This window comes from Microvirga mediterraneensis (assembly GCF_013520865.1).
Classification (GTDB): domain Bacteria; phylum Pseudomonadota; class Alphaproteobacteria; order Rhizobiales; family Beijerinckiaceae; genus Microvirga; species Microvirga mediterraneensis.
This window is the reverse complement of record NZ_JACDXJ010000001.1, coordinates 790,908-809,842: the sequence shown is the minus strand read 5'-3', so window position 1 is coordinate 809,842 and position 18,935 is coordinate 790,908. Positions and strand designations below refer to the sequence as shown.

General features: G+C 65.5%; 19 protein-coding genes. 10 read left to right on the top strand and 9 right to left on the bottom strand.

Annotation, left to right across the window (positions count from 1 at the left end; translation table 11 throughout):
* Positions 1-51: 51 nt before the first annotated feature.
* The 3 genes from fabB to H0S73_RS03815 all read left to right on the top strand — a co-directional run bounded on the left by fabB (position 52) and on the right by H0S73_RS03815 (position 5,226).
* A complete protein-coding gene (fabB, locus tag H0S73_RS03825) occupies positions 52-1,275 on the top strand; it encodes a beta-ketoacyl-ACP synthase I (protein ID WP_181050912.1) in 1,224 nt (407 codons plus the stop codon).
* A gap of 159 nt (positions 1,276-1,434) precedes the next feature.
* Complete coding sequence (fabI, locus tag H0S73_RS03820; RefSeq protein ID WP_343058221.1) at positions 1,435-2,265, top strand: enoyl-ACP reductase FabI; 831 nt, start codon at positions 1,435-1,437, stop codon at positions 2,263-2,265.
* A 384-nt stretch (positions 2,266-2,649) separates the two neighbouring features.
* Positions 2,650-5,226: a sensor domain-containing protein gene (locus H0S73_RS03815; protein ID WP_181050911.1), complete on the top strand. Its 2,577-nt coding sequence runs from the start codon at positions 2,650-2,652 to the stop codon at positions 5,224-5,226.
* A gap of 6 nt (positions 5,227-5,232) precedes the next feature.
* On the opposite strand, the gene H0S73_RS03810 is transcribed toward H0S73_RS03815, so the two are convergent.
* On the bottom strand, positions 5,233-6,132 hold the full coding sequence (locus H0S73_RS03810; RefSeq protein ID WP_181050910.1) for a protein-L-isoaspartate O-methyltransferase family protein: 900 nt from the start codon (positions 6,130-6,132) through the stop codon (positions 5,233-5,235).
* 184 nt (positions 6,133-6,316) lie between these two features.
* On the opposite strand from H0S73_RS03810, the gene H0S73_RS03805 reads away from it, so the two are divergent.
* Entirely contained in the window at positions 6,317-6,943 is a 627-nt protein-coding gene (locus H0S73_RS03805) for a thioredoxin domain-containing protein (RefSeq protein ID WP_181050909.1), read from the top strand.
* A 3-nt stretch (positions 6,944-6,946) separates the two neighbouring features.
* On the opposite strand, the gene H0S73_RS26230 is transcribed toward H0S73_RS03805, so the two are convergent.
* Positions 6,947-8,290 (bottom strand): adenylate/guanylate cyclase domain-containing protein, encoded by a 1,344-nt coding sequence (locus H0S73_RS26230; protein WP_181050908.1) that lies wholly within the window; start codon positions 8,288-8,290, stop codon positions 6,947-6,949.
* A gap of 137 nt (positions 8,291-8,427) precedes the next feature.
* Here H0S73_RS26230 and H0S73_RS03795 point away from each other — a divergent pair, with 137 nt between their 5' ends.
* Positions 8,428-8,916: a YaiI/YqxD family protein gene (locus H0S73_RS03795; RefSeq protein WP_181050907.1), complete on the top strand. Its 489-nt coding sequence runs from the start codon at positions 8,428-8,430 to the stop codon at positions 8,914-8,916.
* On the opposite strand, the gene H0S73_RS03790 is transcribed toward H0S73_RS03795, so the two are convergent.
* Genes H0S73_RS03790 through H0S73_RS03780 form a run of 3 tightly spaced genes read right to left on the bottom strand, consistent with a single transcriptional unit; the run spans position 8,882 to position 10,352 of the window.
* A complete protein-coding gene (locus tag H0S73_RS03790; protein WP_181050906.1) occupies positions 8,882-9,460 on the bottom strand; it encodes a DsbE family thiol:disulfide interchange protein in 579 nt (192 codons plus the stop codon). The two genes, H0S73_RS03795 and H0S73_RS03790, sit on opposite strands and share 35 nt — an antisense overlap.
* Positions 9,453-9,608, bottom strand: coding sequence for a heme exporter protein CcmD (gene ccmD, locus H0S73_RS03785; protein ID WP_181050905.1), 156 nt, complete (start codon positions 9,606-9,608; stop codon positions 9,453-9,455). Before ccmD ends, H0S73_RS03790 begins: the two co-directional genes overlap by 8 nt.
* Positions 9,609-9,611: 3 nt before the next feature.
* A complete protein-coding gene (locus tag H0S73_RS03780) occupies positions 9,612-10,352 on the bottom strand; it encodes a heme ABC transporter permease (protein WP_181050904.1) in 741 nt (246 codons plus the stop codon).
* Positions 10,353-10,542: 190 nt separating this feature from the next.
* Here H0S73_RS03780 and H0S73_RS03775 point away from each other — a divergent pair, with 190 nt between their 5' ends.
* Positions 10,543-11,532 carry a M23 family metallopeptidase gene (locus H0S73_RS03775; protein ID WP_181050903.1) on the top strand — a complete coding sequence of 330 codons (990 nt, stop codon included), beginning with the start codon at positions 10,543-10,545 and terminating at the stop codon, positions 11,530-11,532.
* Here H0S73_RS03775 and H0S73_RS03770 read toward each other — a convergent pair.
* Positions 11,516-11,881 carry an antibiotic biosynthesis monooxygenase family protein gene (locus tag H0S73_RS03770; protein ID WP_181050902.1) on the bottom strand — a complete coding sequence of 122 codons (366 nt, stop codon included), beginning with the start codon at positions 11,879-11,881 and terminating at the stop codon, positions 11,516-11,518. The genes H0S73_RS03775 and H0S73_RS03770 overlap by 17 nt on opposite strands.
* On the bottom strand, positions 11,878-12,207 hold the full coding sequence (locus H0S73_RS03765; RefSeq protein WP_181050901.1) for an NIPSNAP family protein: 330 nt from the start codon (positions 12,205-12,207) through the stop codon (positions 11,878-11,880). The genes H0S73_RS03770 and H0S73_RS03765 overlap by 4 nt, the downstream gene beginning before the upstream one ends.
* A gap of 77 nt (positions 12,208-12,284) precedes the next feature.
* On the opposite strand from H0S73_RS03765, the gene H0S73_RS03760 reads away from it, so the two are divergent.
* Positions 12,285-12,962 (top strand): ArsR/SmtB family transcription factor, encoded by a 678-nt coding sequence (locus tag H0S73_RS03760; RefSeq protein ID WP_181050900.1) that lies wholly within the window; start codon positions 12,285-12,287, stop codon positions 12,960-12,962.
* Between the two features lie 12 nt (positions 12,963-12,974).
* On the opposite strand, the gene ccmB is transcribed toward H0S73_RS03760, so the two are convergent.
* Together ccmB and ccmA are read right to left on the bottom strand one after the other, a co-directional pair.
* Positions 12,975-13,643, bottom strand: a complete 669-nt coding sequence (gene ccmB / locus H0S73_RS03755; protein WP_181050899.1) for a heme exporter protein CcmB — start codon at positions 13,641-13,643, stop codon at positions 12,975-12,977.
* Entirely contained in the window at positions 13,640-14,293 is a 654-nt protein-coding gene (gene ccmA / locus H0S73_RS03750) for a heme ABC exporter ATP-binding protein CcmA (RefSeq protein WP_181050898.1), read from the bottom strand. Before ccmA ends, ccmB begins: the two co-directional genes overlap by 4 nt.
* 229 nt (positions 14,294-14,522) lie before the next feature.
* Between ccmA and acnA the strand changes: the two genes are divergently transcribed.
* The 3 genes from acnA (at position 14,523) to ppa (ending at position 18,888) form a co-directional block, all read left to right on the top strand.
* Positions 14,523-17,228 (top strand): aconitate hydratase AcnA, encoded by a 2,706-nt coding sequence (acnA, locus tag H0S73_RS03745; RefSeq protein ID WP_181050897.1) that lies wholly within the window; start codon positions 14,523-14,525, stop codon positions 17,226-17,228.
* 337 nt (positions 17,229-17,565) lie between these two features.
* Positions 17,566-18,072 (top strand): GNAT family N-acetyltransferase, encoded by a 507-nt coding sequence (locus H0S73_RS03740; protein ID WP_181050896.1) that lies wholly within the window; start codon positions 17,566-17,568, stop codon positions 18,070-18,072.
* Between the two features lie 282 nt (positions 18,073-18,354).
* Complete coding sequence (gene ppa, locus H0S73_RS03735) at positions 18,355-18,888, top strand: inorganic diphosphatase (RefSeq protein ID WP_009490622.1); 534 nt, start codon at positions 18,355-18,357, stop codon at positions 18,886-18,888.
* Positions 18,889-18,935 lie beyond the last annotated feature (47 nt).

The following is an 18,935-nucleotide window of genomic DNA, read 5'->3' as shown; positions in this document are numbered from 1 at the left end:
CGTGTTGAACCGCTAAGGCAGACAACAGAAGATCCTTTGAAGAGGTAGGCTATGAGGCGCGTCGTCGTCACCGGAATGGGCATCGTGTCGTCCATCGGCAACAACACGCAGGAGGTGCTTGCCTCTCTGCGTGAAGCGAAGTCCGGGATCAGCAAGGCCGAAGATTATACGAAATACGGCTTCCGCTGCCAGGTTCACGGCGCTCCCAGCCTGAACCCGGAGGAGATCGTCGACCGCCGCGCCATGCGCTTCCACGCCCGGGGCACCGCCTGGAACCACGTGGCCATGGACCAGGCGATCCGGGACGCGGGCCTGGAGGAGAGCGAGATCTCCAACGAGCGTACGGGCATCATCATGGGATCGGGCGGTCCGTCCACCCGGGTGATCGTGGAAGCGGCCGACATCACCCGCGACAAAGGCCCGAAGCGCATCGGCCCCTTCGCCGTCCCGAAGGCGATGTCCTCCACGGCCTCGGCCACCCTCGCGACCTGGTTCAAGATCAAGGGCGTGAACTATTCGATCTCGTCCGCCTGCGCGACCTCGAATCACTGCGTCGGCAATGCCTACGAGATGATTCAGTACGGCAAGCAGGACGTGATGTTCGCCGGCGGCTGCGAGGACCTGGACTGGACCATGTCCAACCTCTTCGACGCCATGGGGGCCATGTCCACCAAGTACAACGACACCCCGGCCCGGGCCTCCCGCGCCTATGACGCCAACCGCGACGGCTTCGTCATCGCCGGCGGCGCGGGCGTGCTGGTGCTGGAGGAGCTGGAGCACGCCAAGGCCCGCGGCGCCCGCATCTACGGCGAGATCGTCGGCTACGGCATGACCTCGGACGGCTACGACATGGTGGCTCCCTCGGGCGAAGGCGCGATCCGCTGCATGCGCATGGCCCTCAAGGACGTCCATAACCCGATCGACTACATCAACCCGCACGCCACCTCGACCCCCGTGGGCGACCAGAAGGAGATCGAGGCGATCCGTCAGGTCTTCGGCTCGGGCGACAAGTGCCCGCCGATCTCTGCGACGAAATCGCTCACCGGCCACTCGCTCGGCGCCACCGGCGTGCAGGAGGCGATCTATTCGCTCCTGATGATGAACAACCGCTTCATCTGCGAGAGCGCCCATATCGACGAGCTCGATCCGGAATTCGCCGACATGAACATCGTCCGCAAGCGCATCGACGACGCCAAGATCGACACGGTCCTGTCGAACTCCTTCGGCTTCGGCGGCACCAATGCCACACTCGTCTTCAGCCGCCACAACGGATAAGACTCTGTCATAAACCTGAGACGGCTCCATGCGATGCCCCGATTCATTCCTGGGGGACTTCGCATGGACACGCTCACCGACACCATTCTTCCGGCTCGCGATGCACACTTTCATAACAATTGGCGTCGCACGATGGAGCCGATGCACAGGGGGACCCAAGTGACCGGTCTGATGCAAGGAAAGCGCGGCCTCATCATGGGCGTCGCCAACGACCATTCCATCGCCTGGGGCATTGCCAAGACCCTGGCCCAGCACGGGGCGGAGCTCGCCTTCACCTATCAGGGCGAAGCCCTGGGCAAGCGCGTCGCTCCCCTGGCGCAGTCGCTCGGCTCCGAACTCGTCATTCCCTGCGACGTGGAGGATATCGCGTCCGTCGACGCGGTGTTCGAGACCCTCGACAGGACCTGGGACGGCCTCGACTTCGTGGTCCACGCCATCGGCTTCTCCGACAAGTCGCAGCTCAAGGGCTCCTATGTGGACGTCACCACCCGGGAGAACTTCTCCCGCACCATGGTGATCTCCTGCTTCTCCTTCACGGAGATCGCCCAGCGCGCCGCCAAGCGCATGAGGAACGGGGGCTCGCTTCTGACCCTCACCTATGGCGGCTCCACCCGGGTCATGCCGAACTACAACGTGATGGGCGTGGCCAAGGCGGCGCTCGAAGCCTCCATGCGCTACATCGCGTCCGATCTCGGCCCGAAAGGCATCCGCTGCAACGCGATCTCGGCCGGCCCCGTGCGCACGCTCGCCGGCGCCGGCATCTCGGATGCCCGCCTCATGTTCACCTACCAGAAGGCTCACGCCCCCCTGCGCCGCACGGTGACCATCGAGGATATCGGCGGCTCGGCCCTCTACCTGCTCTCCGACCTCTCGAACGGCGTGACCGGCGAGATCCATTACGTGGATTCCGGCTACAACATCATCTCGATGCCGCGCCCCGATGTCCTGAAGGCCCAGGACGCCGCCGGCGTGACGGGGGAAGAAGGTTAGAACGTCGAACGCAAAAGGCTCTCTTCCCAGAGTTTTCGACACTTCGAACGGAACTCTCGCCGCCCTGCACCTGATCGGGCGGTGGAGCATATCGGCCAGGATGCCGTCAGGAGACCATTGCGAGCCCGGTTCTCGGCCTCACAACTCGCCACATGCGAGCATCGGCGCTCGTACGTCTCTTAACCTTATCAATAAATCATCAATAAAAAACGGCAGCTCCACGCGCTTGGAAAGACCGCGTTAGTCCATTTCTCCTAATGGACAGACATTGCGTTATCGGCCAAGAATTCATTCGATATTCGAGGCGTTTCGGTTTCCTGTATGCGTTGGAATGAGGATGTTGGCTTCACTTCTTCCCATGAGTTAATTCGAGAAAATTTACTCATGCCGCAGAGGAATGCATCGAAAACCTATGAAAGTCTGTATCATTACGCCTTCGCCCTGAGCCGTCAGATCCCCTGGCTGGCCGATGCGGACGGCAAGGTCGTCGAGGTCGGGCCCGGCTGGTCCGAGTGGATCGGCCAGCCACCCGAAGCGCTGACCGGCAACGGATGGGTGAAGCTGGTTCATCCGGACGACCTGCCCCGTCTGGTCGAAGCGAGGCGCGAAAGCCTCACGGCCGGCACCCCTTACCAGTGCGAATACCGGATCAGGATGGCGGACGGCAGCTACCGCTGGTGCCGGTCGAGCTCGGCGGCCCGGCGCGACGAGACCGGGGCCATCGCTTTCTGGTACGGCACGACGGAGGACATCCACGACCGGAAGGAAGCGGAGCTCGCCCTGCAGGGCCATGCCCATGTGCTGGAAATGGTCGCCGCCGGCCAGCCTATCGGCGAGATCCTGTCCGCCCTATGCCGGCTGGCGGAAGTCCAGCTCCCCGGCGCCCGCTGCTCGGTGCTACTGTACGATGCGGAGACCGCTCTGCTCCGGCATGGCGCCGCGCCGGGCCTTCCACCGGCTTATAACGCGGCCATCGACGGTCTGGAGGTCGGACCGAACAAGGGCTCATGCGGCACCGCCGTCTACCTGCGCACCAGCATCATCGTGTCCGACATCGCATCGGATCCCCTATGGGACGACTGGCGCGACCTCGCCCTGTCGTACGGGCTGCAGGCCTGCTGGTCGAAGCCGATCTTGTCCCGCTCCGGCGAGGTGCTCGGCACCTTCGGATTCTATTATGGCGAGCCCCGCGCCCCGACCGGCAGCGAGATGGAGCGCATGGAGGCCGTGCTGCATCTTGCGGCTCTGGCCATCGAGCGGCAGCGTACCGACGTGGCGCTGCGCGAGAGCGAAGAGCATCACCGTCATTCCGTCGAGCTCAACCCGCAGATCTCCTGGACGGCGGACCCGCAGGGCAACGTCCTCGACATCTCCTCGCGCTGGCACGACCTGACAGGCATGGACCCGCGGGAGGCGCTGGGTTCCGGGTGGAGCCGGGCGCTGCATCCCGAAGACGCCCCCACCTCCTTGAGCCGCTGGTCCCAGGCGGTCAAGGCGGGGGAAGGACTGGACATGGACTACCGCCTGCGCATGGTGGATGGAACCCATCGCTGGTTCCGCTCCCGGGCTGCTCCCCGGCGAAGCGAAAACGGGGCCATCATCCGCTGGTACGGGGCGGTCGAGGACATCCATGACCGCAAGCTCACGGAGGAAACCCTCCGCTGGGCCGCCCATCACGACGACCTCACGGGTCTCGCCAACCGCAGGCTGTTCCGCGAACGTCTGCAGCAGGCCCTCGACGCCGCATCCGGCTCCCCCCGGGCCACGGGCTTGCTGGTCATGGATCTCGACCACCTCAAGCAGATCAACGACCGGTTCGGCCACGATGCCGGCGATGATCTCCTGAAGGAATTCGCGCAGCGGCTGCGCCATGCGGTGCGACCCGGCGACACCGTCGCCCGCCTGGGCGGCGACGAATTCGCCGTGCTGCTGCCCGAGATCGCCGGCGAGTGGGACGTGGCCGCGATGGCCCACGCCATCCTGACCCGCATGCAGGAGCCCCTGAAACGCAGCGGCAAGCTTCTGGACTGCCGCACGAGCATCGGCGGAGCCATCACGACCGGTTTCGCCATGAGCCCGGAAGAGCTTCAGAAACAGGCCGATCTGGCGCTCTATCGCAGCAAGACCTCCGGGCGCGGCTCGTTCAGGATGTTCGTTGCGACCATGCGGGAGGAATCGCAGCGAACCACCTCGGCCCTGGAGGTGGCGGCACGCGCGGTGGCGTCCGACTGGATCGTGCCGTTCTATCAGCCCAAGGTGACGCTCGCCACGGGCGCGCTGGCCGGGTTCGAGGCGCTTCTGCGCTGGCATCATCCCCGGAATGGAATCCAGTCCCCCGAGACGATCGCGCCCGCCTTCAACGACACGGAGCTCGGAACGGCCATCGGCGAGCGCATGCGCTCCTGCATCCTCAAGGACGTCCGCGCCTGGCTCGATGCGGGCCTTGCCTTCGGGCGCATCGCCATCAATGCGTCGGCCGCCGAGTTCCGGCGCGACAACTATGCCGAGCGCGTTCTCGAAGACCTGAGATGGATGAACGTGCCGGCCCACTGCCTCGAAGTGGAAGTGACCGAGAGCGTATTTCTCGGCTCCGGGGCCGAATACGTGGAGCGCGCGCTGCGCACCCTGTGCACGGAGGGCGTGACGATCGCGCTCGACGATTTCGGCACCGGCTACGCCTCCCTGTCGCATCTCAAGCGCTATCCGGTCGATGCGATCAAGATCGACCGGACCTTCGTGGCCGGCCTGGAGACGGATGCGGACGATGCCGCGATCGTCAGGGCGCTCCTGAATCTCGGCCGCAATCTCGGCATCGAGGTCGTAGCCGAGGGCGTGGAAAACGCCTTCCAGGCGACTCTCCTGCAGCGCATGAGCTGCGACCTCGTGCAGGGATACCATTTCGGCCGCCCCATGCCGGCCGGGGACGTCCCGGCCTTGATCACGTCCTGGACCGGCGTTTGACCTGCGTCATCCGGCGATCTCGTCATAGGACAGGGCCCAACCGGATCCCGTAAACCAGCACCGCCCAGGTGGAGCATTTCGTTTCCATATCAGGCTGCGCACGAATTCGATGCCGCTGCGTTCGAAAGCGGCATGCAGCACCTCGCGCTCGGGGCCTCCCGGCGACAGCCGGCCCTCCGCGCAGACGAAGGAGGCCGGTCCGAGGCAACGCACCGACAGATCGTCGTTCTTACGCGTGACGCACAGCCCGGCCCCATAGAGGGAATGGGTGCCGCCCGAGGGGCTGGGTTTCGGACGGGGAACGCCGAGCGGAAAGATGAGCCGGCCATCCGCCTGCAAGCAGTCGATCCACGCGTCGGCAGGCCGTTCCACCGAGAAGTTGACATAGACCGCATCGACGCCTTCACGCGGCCATTCGGCTCCATCACCTTCGATCACAGTGACATTGGACGTATCCGAGAGGCTCGCCCGGGCGCGTTCGGCAAGAGCCGAATCGAACTCGACGGCATAAACATGGCCCTGGCTTCCGACGAGTTGAGCCATGATGGCCGTATAATAGCCGCTACCGGCACCCAGATGGGCGACGCGCTCCCCCTCGCGCAAAGCCATTGCATGAAGCCAGCGCGCATGGAGCGATGGACTGCCGTTGTTGACGCCGCGATGGGACAGGAGGGCGAACAAAGTGTCCTGGTAAAGAACGGCAGGATCATGGGAAAGCACGGCCTCGTACCCTCTCGGTACACGCGACATCTGCCAGGGCGGATCCCCCAGGAAACGCTCGCGTGGAACCGCCGCGAACGCCTCTTCGAGCGGGGCATCGGCCTCGGTACCTGAAAGGGCCATAATCTGCTTTGCGAAAGCCCGCCGGATCACGGCCAATTCATGCTCGTTGAAAACGGACTCCATCGGCTCTCCCCGGTCGAACGATTGTGGGGGTGATCATGGCTCAACGCGACCTGATAACGAAGCCCTGGTCCACGGGTATGAAGCCCATGCCTTGCCTCTCACGAGTCCGCGAGAAAAAGAACCTTGGCCTTGCCATCGCCATGTTCGACCGGCACGAGGGTCTTACCTCACGAGAGTATCGTTCATGATCCTGTCCCGCCGCGTTCTTCTCGCCGGTCTCGCCCTGTCCGGCACGAGGGCTTCCGCCTTTGCGCAATCCGCGCCGGAGCCGCAGATGATCCCGGTGGAGCTGATCGAGAACGCCCTGAACCTCCCGTCGATCGTGCGCATCGGCCACCAGCACGGCGACGTGATCATGGTGGAGTATTTCGACTACAACTGCCCCTGGTGCAAACGTTCGGCGCAGAGCCTGCCCGACCTGCTGAAGGCGGAACCCGAGCTGTCCTACATGCTGGTGAACTTCGCCGTGCTGAGCCCGCAATCGGTTGCGGCGACCCGCGCGGCCCTGGCCTATCTGCAGCTTTACGGTCCCGAGCGCTACCTGCCCCTGCATCTCGCCCTGTTCTCCCTGCGCGGCACGGTGGACGGCGAGCGGGCGCTGGCGGAGGCGGAAAAGCTCGGCGGCGACCGGAAGCGGGTGACCGAAATCGCCAACAGCGACAAGACCACCGGCTGGATGAAGGACGCCTTCGCGACAGGCAGCGATCTCGGCCTCGTGGCGACGCCTTCCTTCCTGATCGGGACGGAAGCCTATATCGGCGGCATGAGCCTGGAGCAGAAGCGCGAGGCGATCGCACGGGCGAGAGGGTGAACCTCAGCCGGCCGGCTTCATCAGCACCATCTTGCGCGTGACCCCCGGCAGGGGGTCGCAGGCAACCTCGACCCAATGGTCTTCCTCGCCCGCCGCCACGACGGTTTCCTGCGAGGCGAGAAGTTCGCAATCCACCGTCTTCGTGGCCTGCTCGATGCGCGAGGCGATGTTGACCGTCTCGCCGACCACCGTGAATTCGAGCCGGCTCTCGTCCCCCACCACTCCGCAGAACACGTCGCCCGTGTGGATGCCGATGCCGATGCGCACCGGCGGGTTGAAGCCGCGCTTGGCGTTCCAGCGGTCGATCAGGGTCAGGAGAGTGCGGCCGCAGGCGAGCGCCCGGCGCGCATCGTCGTCTCCGGCTCCCGGCACGCCGAACAGGATGAGGGCGCCGTCGCCGGTGAACTTGTCGATGACGCCTCCGTGCCGGGAGGCCGCCCTCAGGACGCGGCGGCGGAACGACGTGATGAAGACCGCAAGCTGCGCCGGCTCCATGGTCTCGCCGAAGGTGGTCGAGGCGCGGATGTCCACGAAGAGCAGGGTCACCGGAATGCGCCGTCCCTGCCGCAGGGACGCGAAGGCTTGGTCGGTGAGGATCGGCGCCAGTTCCCGCGGCAGGTAGCGGGTGAGCGTCACGCGCAGGGTCGTCTCCCGCACGGCCCGCTCCAGCATGAGGCGGCCCTGGCGCGCCACCAGGATCAGGATCAGGGCGGCGGCGAACACCATGACGACGCGGACCATGTTGGCCTGGGCCGAGAACACGCCGACGATCTCCGCCAGATCCTCCTGGCGGTCGGCCGGGCTCAGATACCCGCTGCCGAAGGCGAGCAGCGAAAGACCGATCACATAGATCGCCGCCACGAAGGCCTGGAGCCGGGGCTGGTAGTGAATGGCCGCCGCCGCCATGGTGATCGGCACGACCCAGGCGACCGGAAACACCGAGAACAGGCTTCCGGGAATGCCGAGGCCCCAATGGGTATAGCCGAGATTGCCGAGGACGAGACACGCATCGACCACGGCCGTGATGACCGGCAGCTTCTCGATGCCGATCCGTCTCGACGCAAGCCAGGCGCCCCCCCAGCCCAAAGCTCCGAAGAGGATCAGCGTCAGCTCGGCCGCCCAGATCTGCCTGAGCGCGATGGGATTGGTGAGCTCGACGCCCGCCGTGGTGACCAGGACGGCCATGAGCAGCAGCCCGGCCGTGACCATGCGCGCGAGCCCGGCGCGCTGAAGCGCCCCCGTATCGGCCTCGCGGATCAGCCTATGCGTGGCATCGCTTAAGGAGGGAGATGTCCGCAGCCTGTCGATCAGGCCCAGCGCGGCGCGGATGCGGGATCGGGGAGTCACGGGGTTCTTTCTGCTCTCCAGGATGGATATGGTCCAGTCGACACGTGACTCAAAGCCCATTACGGATCGGTTATGCCCTCGTGAGCAGCCGGAAAGATCCCGGCGGCGTCCCCGCATCCCACAGGAATATATGGCCTATGAACGAGATGGTCCAACCGATCACCCTCTACGTGGATGCGGATGCCTGCCCGGTGAAGCCTGAAATCTACCGCGTCGCCGGACGGCACGGCGTCAAGGTCTTCGTGGTGTCGAACGCCTTCCTGCAAGTGCCGCAGGATCCGCTGATCGAGCGGGTTGTGGTGGGTTCGGGCTTCGACGCGGCCGACGACTGGATCGCTGAGCGCGCGCGGCGCGGCGCCATCGTGATCACCGCCGACATTCCTCTGGCGAGCCGCTGCGTGAAGGCCGGTGCCGACGTGATCGGCCCGACCGGAAAACCCTTCACGGAGGCTTCCGTCGGCATGGCGCTCGCCAGCCGCAACCTGATGGAGGACCTGCGCGCCATGGGCGAGGTGACGGGCGGGCCGAAACCGTTTTCGCAGAAAGACCGCTCGACCTTCCTCTCCGCTCTCGATGTGGCAATCAACCGACTCAAGCGCGCGGGATTTGGCTCAGGCGCTCCTTGAAACCTGCAAAATTCTCCGGCGTCAGCGGGCCGATATGCTTGTACCGGATGGTGCCGTCCGGACCGACGATGAAGGTCTCGGGCACGCCGTAGACGCCCCAGTCGATGGAGGCGCGGCCGTTAGGGTCGACGCCGACGGCGGCATAGGGATTGCCGAGCGCGCCGAGGAAACGGCGGGCGTTGTCCGGGTTGTCCTTCTGGTTGATGCCGACCACGCGGATCGACGGGTCCTTGGCAAGATCCACCAGCAGCGGATGCTCCTGTCGACAGGGGGCGCACCAGGACGCCCAGACATTCACCACCGTCACGCGGCCCTTGAGGTCCTCGTTCGAGAAGCCGGGCACGGGTTGGCCATTGGCCCGCAGGCCTTCGAGAGGCGCGAGGGTGAAGATCGGCACGGGCTTGTTGATCAGGACCGATGGCACCTCGGCCGGGTTTTTTCCTGAAATCAGCTGTACGCCGAAGAGCACCACCAACGCGCCGAAGACGAGCGCGGGCAGCAGGAAGATCAGGCGGGAGCGCGGGCGCTCGACGACGTCAGCCACGGCGTGACCTCCGGCCGATGCCACGCGATTCGAGCTCGGCCAGCGCGCGGACCTGGATGCGATGGTCGATCACCGCGCGCAGGATCAATCCTGCGACCACCAGCGCCGTCAGGATGTAGGAGAATGCGATGAAGAACGTGTGCGACATCGTTCAGGCGGCCTGTGCGTCGAGGCGCTCGGCCTCGAGGATGGTGAGCGTGCGCACCCGGCGGCGCAGGATCTCCGTGCGCATGCCGGAGAGATGCAGCGCCACGCCGACCAACGTGAAGGCGACGGCCATGACAAGGAGCGGCACGAGCATGGAGGAATGGATCGTCGGCCCGCCGAGGCGGAACACGGAGGCCGGCTGGTGCAGGGTGTTCCACCAATCGACGGAGAATTTGACGATGGGTACGTTCACCGCGCCCACGAGGGTCAGGATCGACACGGCCCGGGCAGCCCGGTTCGGCTCTTCGATGGCGCGCCAGAGCGCCAGGATGCCGAGATAGATGAGCAGCATCACCAGCATCGACGTCAGCCGCGCGTCCCATTGCCAATAGGTGCCCCACATGGGCTTGCCCCAGAGCGAGCCGGTGACGAGGCAGATCAGCGTGAAGGCGGCGCCGATGGGCGCAGCCGCCTTCTGCGACACGTCGGCCAATGGGTGCCGCCACACGAGGGTGCCCAGCGCGGAGCTTGCCATGATCATGTAGAAGAACAGGGACAGCCACGCGGCCGGCACGTGGATATACATGATCTTGACCGTCTCGCCCTGCTGGTAATCGGCCGGAGCCGTGAACCAGACCATGTAGAGCCCGGCGGCCATGACGAGCGCCGCCAGGCCTCCCACCCACGGCAGGAGCGTGCCGCTGAGGCTCATGAAGCGGGTCGGATTGGCAAGCTCACGGATCATGGGTTCGATGTAGCGGTCTTGAATTGCACCTGCAACGGAGACATCGCCGCAAGCCGTATAACGTTTTCGCCAGAATGGGGCTTTTAGGTGGTTCAGGCGGCGCTGGGCATTCCGGAATTCTGCGTAGGACCTGCCCTTCATCCGCCTCATGATCCAGCCTATACTCCCGCATCATTGTTGCGGAGCGGTCATGCGCCTTGGATTCACGAGCCTCGTCGGCCTTACTCTCGTCGCGCTTCCGGCGGTCGCGCAGGACATTTCCTTACGCCTGCCCGTCGCCTGCGAGATCGGCCGGACCTGCTTCATCCAGCATTACGTGGACCGCGACCCGTCGCCGGCCGCGAGCGACTATCAATGCGGCACCCTCACCTACGACGCCCATGACGGCACCGATATCCGGGTGCCGACCATGGCGGCCCAGAGGGCCGGAATCGATGTGATCGCGGCGGCCGACGGCAAGGTGCTGCGGGTCCGTGACGGCGTCGAGGACGTCTCCTTGTCCGGGCGAGGCCGGGAGAGCGTCGCCAGCACCGAATGCGGCAACGGCGCTCTGATCGATCAAGGCAACGGCTGGGAGGCGCAGTACTGCCACATGGCGAAGGGCAGCCTCGCGGTGAAGCCGGGCGATCCGGTGAAAGCCGGCGACCGGATCGGGAAGATCGGCCTGTCGGGCATGACGGAATTCCCGCACCTGCACTTCACCCTGCGCAAGGACGGCAAGCCCGTCGATCCCTTCGCCTATGGCGCGCCGGAGAAGTCCTGCGGCGGCGGCACATCGCTCTGGGAGGCCTCGCTCCAGCGCACCCTCGCCTATCAGGGCGGCAGCGTCCTCAACAAGGGCTTCGCCCCCGGTCCCGTGACCATGGACGCCATCGAATCCGGCGCGGCCGAACAGGATATCCCGACGACGAGGTCCCCTGCCCTCGTGGCCTTCGTCCGCGCCATCGGTCTGAAAGGCGGAGATGTTCAGACCCTCACCCTGTTCGATCCTGACGGCAAGCCGATGGCCCAGAACAAGGCTCCGCCCCTCGACCGGGCCAAGGCGCAATGGATGGCCTTTGCCGGTGTGAAGCAGCCGCAGGGCGGTTTCCGTCCCGGGCTCTACCGCGCCGTCTACCGGGTCGAGCGGGACGGAAAGCCCGCCATCGAGCAGGCCTTCGGGATCAGCCTGAGGCCATAAGGCCGTCATGCGCCGCCCGACTGTCCGCCGGCGCCTGCTCGCGCTCGTTCAGTCCGTAATCGCGGATCACGCCCGCGACCCGCAGGCGGTAATCGCGGAAGACACCGGCCCGGCCTGCCCCTTGCGTGGAGCGGTGGGAGGGCAGGTTGCGCCAGGCCCGCACGGCCTCCTCGTCGCGCCAGAACGAGAGCGACAGGAGCTTGCCCGGCTCGGTCAGGCTCTGGAAGCGCTCGATGGAGATGAACCCGTCCATCTCCATCAGGTCGGAGCGCAGCGCCGCCGCGAGACCGAGATAATCCCGCTTGCCCTCATCCCCTTCCGGCCAGACTTCGAAGATCACAGCGATCATGGTTTGATCAGCTCCGCATGAGGGGTCGAGGCCAGCCGCAGGAAGATCCGGTCCTCGCGGCGGATGAACTGTTCTCGTTTGGCAAATTCGTAGTTGGCCCGGCCCATCGGATCATTTTTCAGGCGCTCGCGATAGGCCTCGTACTCGGCGAGGTTCCTGATGTTGTAGAGGCCATAGGCGGTCGTGGCGGAACCTTCGTGCGGCGCGTAATAGCCGATGAGGTCCGCGCCGCAGCGGGGAATGGCCTGGCCCCCGTTGCGGGCATATTCCTCGAAGGCGGGCACCTTGAACGGGGCGATCTCGTAACGAATGAAGCAGGGGATCATCTTGAACCTTCCGGGTGTCTGGAACACGCCCGGCATAGCCGATTGTTCTACATCGATGGTTCGGCTATGATCGAAGTATGAAAGAAGGTCCCGTCATCGCCTCCGTGGCCGCGCTCCTCGGCGATCCGGCCCGCGCCAACATCCTCACCGCCCTCATGGACGGGCGGGCGCTCACCGTGAGCGAACTCGCGGAAGCGGCGGGGGTGACCCTCCAGACGGCCAGCGGCCATCTCGCCAAGCTTGATGCCGCCAACCTGCTCACGGCGGAGAAGCAGGGGCGGCACCGCTATTTCCGCCTCTCGGGTCCGGACGTGGCCCAGGTGCTCGAAGCCCTGATGGGTCTCGCCCAGCGCACGGGTGCCACCCGGGTCAGGACCGGCCCGAAGGACGCGGCGCTCCGGTCCGCCCGGGTCTGCTACGACCATCTCGCCGGGGAGCGCGGCGTCGCGCTCCTGAAGGGCGCACTGCGCCGGGGCCTCATCGAGGGCGGGCACGACCTGGTCCTTACGCCTAAGGGCCGCGCTTTCTTCGCCGATTTCGGCATCGATCTCACGCGGCTCGAAAAGGGCCGCCGGCCCGTCTGCCGCGCCTGCCTCGACTGGAGCGAGCGCCACAGCCACTTGGGCGGCGCCCTGGGGGCCGCGATCCTATCCCGCATGACCGACCGGGGTTGGGTCCGGCGCGGGACTGGGCGCGTTCTCACCTTCACCTGCGAGGGAACGGCGCAGTTCGATACGGCTTTCAGCCCCGCCTGATCGAAAGGCTTTCTACTCCCCAGACCGCAGAGCGGCGGCGGCTCCGATCGTCCCGACCACGGCGGCGATCAGCGACAGGGCGGCCAGGATCAGGAACGGCGTCGCGAACGGGATCGTGCCGCCCAGGGCGGCATTGGCGGCCGACACGCCGAAGATCAGGGTCGGGATCATGAAGGGCAGGACCAGAATCGCCAGAATCAACCCGCCGCGCCGCAGGGACGCGGTGAGCGCGGCCCCAACCGCGCCGATGAAGGTGAGCGCGGGCGTTCCCACCAGCAGGGTCGCCACTATGGCGAGCATGCCTTCCGGCGAAAGCGCCACCAGCAGGCCCAGGAACGGCGCCGCGATGGCGAGCGGCAAGCCGGTGACGAGCCAATAGGCTAAAACCTTTGCCAGCACGACGATTTCCAAGGGGGCGTGCGAGAGCCTCAAAAGATCGAGGGAGCCGTCTTCCTGATCGGCCTGGAACAGCCGGTCGAGGCCGATCAGCGTCGCGAGCAGGGCGGCGATCCAGAGGATCGCCGGGCCGATGCGCGAGAGCAGGTTGAGGTCGGGCCCGAGCGCGAAGGGGATCAGCGTCACGATCATGAGGAAGAAGATGAGCCCCATGACGCCCGACCCGCCCACGCGGGCGGCGAGCTTCAGGTCGCGGATCAGGAGGGCGCGGAAGGAGCTGATCATGGAGCTTCTCCCGCCTCACCGTGCTCGGCGTCCACCCTCGCAGAGGAACGGATAACGCGTTCGATCCTGATTTCCTTCGCATCCCTCAGGAACAGCGGCGAATGGGTCGTAGCCGCGATCATGCCGCCGGCTTCGCGATGTTTCTCAAGCAGGAGGCGCAGGGTTTCCTGGGACGCGGTATCGAGGGCCGAGGTCGGCTCGTCGAGAAGCCAGAGCGGACGTTCGGCCACCAGGAGCCGGGCCAGCGCGACGCGACGCCGTTGCCCGGCCGAGAGATAGGCCACCGGCAGCCGGGCCGCGTGGGCGAGGCCCACGGCATCGAGCGCCTCTCCCGGCTTCATCGCCGGGTGCCCGAGGAAGTCTCGCGCGAAGGTCAGGTTCTCCTCTGCCGTGAGCGCGCTCTTGAGGGCATCGCGATGGCCCACGTAATGCAGGCATTCGGCGAGCGTGCGCTCGCCCGCGCCTTCCCAGAGGATCTTGCCGCCGGCGGGTGTCAGACGCCCGGCGAGCAAATCCAGCAGGGTGGATTTGCCCGCGCCGTTGCGGCCGGTGATCACGAGGGCCTCGCCGGATTCGAGCACGAAGGAAACGCCCTGGAAGATTCGGCGCTCCCCCCGTTCGCAGGCCAAATCGTTAACGCTCAGACGCAAACCCTGTCCCAAACCCGGACCCCTGCCCTCATTGCACCCCAGAATGGTTCTAAACCGTGTAGCGGGATGGTTCGAAATGATCTATAGCACCCCTGGCTGCGCCGCGCGCCAAGGCGTCCAATCCGTCTCGCGCGCTTCTCCCCTGTCCGGGCGCCCCCGGAGCGGCGCGCGCTTATCGCGCTTTCGGCCGAACACATGTTCGTAACCCAAATGCACGCGAGGATTCGCCGTGACGCTCAACAACAGCTTCAATGCCCGCCAGACACTTCATGTCGGCGACAAGTCCTATACCTATTACTCCCTCGTCGAGGCCGAGAAGAACGGCCTGAAAGGCGCCTCGAAGCTGCCCTTCTCCATGAAGGTGCTGCTCGAGAACCTGCTCCGCTACGAAGACGGCCGCACGGTCACCAAAGCCGACATCGAGGCCGTGGCCGCATGGCTGAACAACAAGGGCAAGGACGAGAAGGAAATCGCCTATCGCCCCGCCCGCGTCCTGATGCAGGATTTCACCGGCGTTCCGGCCGTGGTCGATCTCGCGGCCATGCGCGACGCCATGAAGAACCTCGGCGGCGACCCGCGCAAGATCAACCCGCTCGTCCCGGTCGACCTCGTGATCGACCACTCGGTGATCGTCGACGAGTTCGGCACCCCGAAGGCCTTCGACCGCAACGTGGAGCTGGAATACCAGCGCAACGGCGAGCGCTACCGCTTCCTCAAGTGGGGCCAGACCGCTTTCGAAAACTTCTCCGTCGTTCCCCCGGGCACCGGCATCTGCCACCAGGTGAACCTGGAATTCCTGTCCCAGACCGTCTGGACCCGCAAGGATACGGCGACCGGTGAAGAGACCGCCTATCCGGACACCCTGGTCGGCACCGATTCGCACACCACCATGGTCAACGGCCTCGCCGTTCTCGGCTGGGGCGTGGGCGGCATCGAGGCGGAGGCCGCCATGCTCGGCCAGCCGGTCTCCATGCTCATCCCCGAAGTCATCGGCTTCAAGCTCACCGGCAAGCTTAAAGAGGGCGTGACCGCCACCGACCTGGTGCTCACCGTCACCCAGATGCTGCGCAAGAAGGGCGTGGTCGGCAAGTTCGTGGAATTCTACGGCCCCGGCCTCACCGACATGTCGGTGGCCGACCGCTCGACCATCGGCAACATGGCTCCCGAATACGGCGCCACCTGCGGGTTCTTCCCCATCGACCGGAAGACCATCGATTACCTGCGCACCACCAGCCGCACCGATGAGCGCGTGGCCCTCGTCGAGGCCTATGCCAAGGCCCAGGGCATGTGGCTCACCCCCGAGACGCCGGATCCGGTCTTCACCGACACCCTCGAGCTCGACCTCGGCGACGTGGTTCCCTCGCTCGCCGGCCCGAAGCGCCCGCAGGACCGCGTGACGCTGGACACCTCGAAACCTGAATTCCTCGGCGCCATGGAGAAGGAATTCCGCAAGGCGGGTGAAATCGGAAAGCGCGTGAAGGTGGACGACGCCAATTACGATCTCGGCCACGGCGACGTGGTGATCGCGGCGATCACCTCCTGCACCAACACCTCGAACCCGAGCGTGATGATCGGCGCCGGCCTTCTGGCCCGCAACGCCGTCGCCAAGGGCCTGACCTCCAAGCCGTGGGTGAAGACCTCGCTCGCGCCTGGGTCGCAGATCGTCGAGGAATACTTCAAGAAGGCCGGCCTTCAGGGTGACCTCGATGCGCTGGGCTTCAACCTCGTCGGCTTCGGCTGCACCACCTGCATCGGCAATTCGGGCCCGCTGCCGGAGAACATCTCGAAGGCGATCAACGACAACGACCTCGTGGCCGTGTCGGTGCTCTCGGGCAACCGCAACTTCGAAGGCCGCGTGAACCCGGACGTGCGCGCCAACTACCTCGCCTCCCCTCCGCTTGTGGTGGCCTACGCGCTCGCCGGCTCCATGCTGGTGGACCTGACCAAGGATCCGCTGGGCACGGGCTCGGACGGGAAGCCGGTGTACCTGAAGGACATCTGGCCCTCCTCGGCCGAGGTGCAGGACTTCATCGACCGCACGATCACGAGCGAGCTGTTCAAGACCCGCTACGCGGACGTGTTCTCGGGCGACGAGAACTGGAAGAAGGTCACCTTCGAGCCGGGCCTCACCTACGAGTGGGACATGGGTTCCACCTATGTACAGAACCCGCCTTACTTCGAGGGCATGACCAAGGAGCCGAAGCCGGTCACGGACATCCTGAACGCGCGCATCCTCGGCCTCTTCCAGGATTCGATCACCACCGACCACATCTCGCCCGCAGGCAACATCCGCGCCGCATCGCCGGCCGGTGAATACCTGCAGGCTCACCAGGTGCGCGTCGCCGACTTCAACCAGTACGGCACCCGTCGCGGCAACCACGAAGTCATGATGCGCGGCACCTTCGCCAACATCCGCATCAAGAACCAGATGGTGAAGGACGAGAGCGGCCACGTGGTCGAGGGCGGCTATACCATCCACCAGCCCTCCGGCGAGCGGATGTTCATCTACGACGCGGCCATGCGCTACAAGGCAGAGGGCGTTCCGCTGGTCGTCCTCGCCGGCAAGGAATACGGCACCGGCTCGTCGCGCGACTGGGCGGCCAAGGGCACGAACCTGCTCGGGGTGCGCGCCGTCATCGCCGAGAGCTTCGAGCGCATCCACCGCTCGAACCTGGTCGGCATGGGTGTCGCTCCCTTCGTGTTCGAGCAGGGCACGTCCTGGGAGACGCTCGGCCTGAAGGGCGACGAGACCGTCACCATCAAGGGTCTCGCCGGCGAACTGAAGCCGCGCCAGCGTATGGAGATGGAAGTCACCTCCTCCGACGGATCGGTGCGCAAGGTGCCGGTGCATTGCCGCATCGATACGCTGGAGGAGGTCGAGTACTTCCGCAACGGCGGCATCCTGCACTACGTCCTGCGCCAGCTCGCGGCGTAAAGCACGAAACAAGCGGCCCGCTCTTGGGATGAGGAGCGGGCCATCCATCCGAAACAAACGGGGCGCTTCAGTGATGAAGCGCCCCGTTTGTTTCGTCGCCGCTTCCCTGCTGTCGGAGATTGCGTCATGCGAGACCGCGCCGGTCTTTCTGTCGCGGACGTTCCGTTGGGAATGGCTTGTCGATAGCCGGCTTGCGTCACTATGGCCCTTTCCTCAACGCTCTGGATTTGCTGAGAATGCCACGCTTTCACCGTCGGTCTTCCCATTTCGTTAAGGCGCCGTTAACCCTTTCACGGGGAAACTGATATTATTGCTTCTCTGACCCTTTGCTAATGCGATGAGCGACCTTCTCGTCAGTATCCGTCACGCCAAGTCCGGGGATGCCCAGGCGCTCTCGCGGGTCTTCGATGCTGCCTGGCGAGAGGCATATCTCGGCATTATCCCGGGAGTGACCCTCGACAAGATGTTCGCCCGGCGCAGCGCGCGCTGGTGGAGCTCCACGGTGGCGCGCGGGCGTCCGCTGGTGGTGCTCGACATGGGCCAGGGCGCCGTCGGCTACGCTTCCTACGGCCGCTGCCGCGACCGGTCGCTGCCGGCGAACGGGGAGATCGACGAACTCTACCTGCTGCCGGAATACCAGGGCGTCGGCTTCGGGCGGCGCCTGTTCAACGCAGTGCGCAACGACCTGAAAGCGCGCGGGATGGACAGGATCGTGGTCTGGGCGCTCGAGGCCAACGAGCGCGCCTGCGCCTTCTACGCGGGCATGGGCGGGCGGACGATCGCGCGGGTCGAGGAGCGGATCGGCGGAACGCCGCTTGCCAAGGTCGCCTATCTGTTCCGGTGAGAGCGTCCCGGAGGCCGATCCGAATCGTTGTTGCCGGACCTGCTGACGGCCCCGCTTCCTGTCGTGCGCTATGCCCGATGGTGCCGAAAAGTGGGTTCCCCTTTTGACCTCAATGCTCTAGTGAAGCGTCCAAGCTTCAGAAAGCGGCCTTTCGGCCTAAAGGGTTCAAGCCGCTCTCAAAACGAGCTTTTGCCGCATCGTCCGGTATGACGGCCTGTCTCCTCGTCAGGAGGCGGCCCGACCCGGGACGATGCTTCAAGCCTTGTTCCGGAGAACAGCTCTATGCGCCTTGACGCGATCAAGATTGGAAAGAACCCGCCGGACGACGTGAATGTCGTGATCGAAGTGCCCCTCGGCGGCGAGCCCATCAAGTACGAGATGGACAAGGAATCCGGCGCGCTCTTCGTCGACCGCTTCCTCTACACCTCCATGCGGTATCCGGGCAATTACGGCTTCATCCCTCACACGCTCTCGGGCGACGGCGATCCCTGCGACGTGCTTGTCGCCAACACCCGCGCCATCGCGCCGGGCGCCGTCATGAACGTGCGCCCCGTGGGCGTTCTGGTGATGGAGGACGACGGCGGCCAGGACGAGAAGATCATCGCCGTTCCGTCGAGCAAGCTGACCCAGCGCTACGACCGGGTGGCGACCTATACGGATCTGCCCGAGATCACCATCAAGCAGATCGAGCACTTCTTCGAGCACTACAAGGACCTGGAGCCCGGCAAATGGGCCAAGATCATCCGCTGGGGCGACGCCGAAGAGGCCCGCCGCCTGATCGTCGAGGCGATCGAGCGGGCGAAGAAGCAGGGCTGAGAAGCTGGCGGTTTCTCACGAAAAGGCCGGGCGCGAGCCCGGCCTTT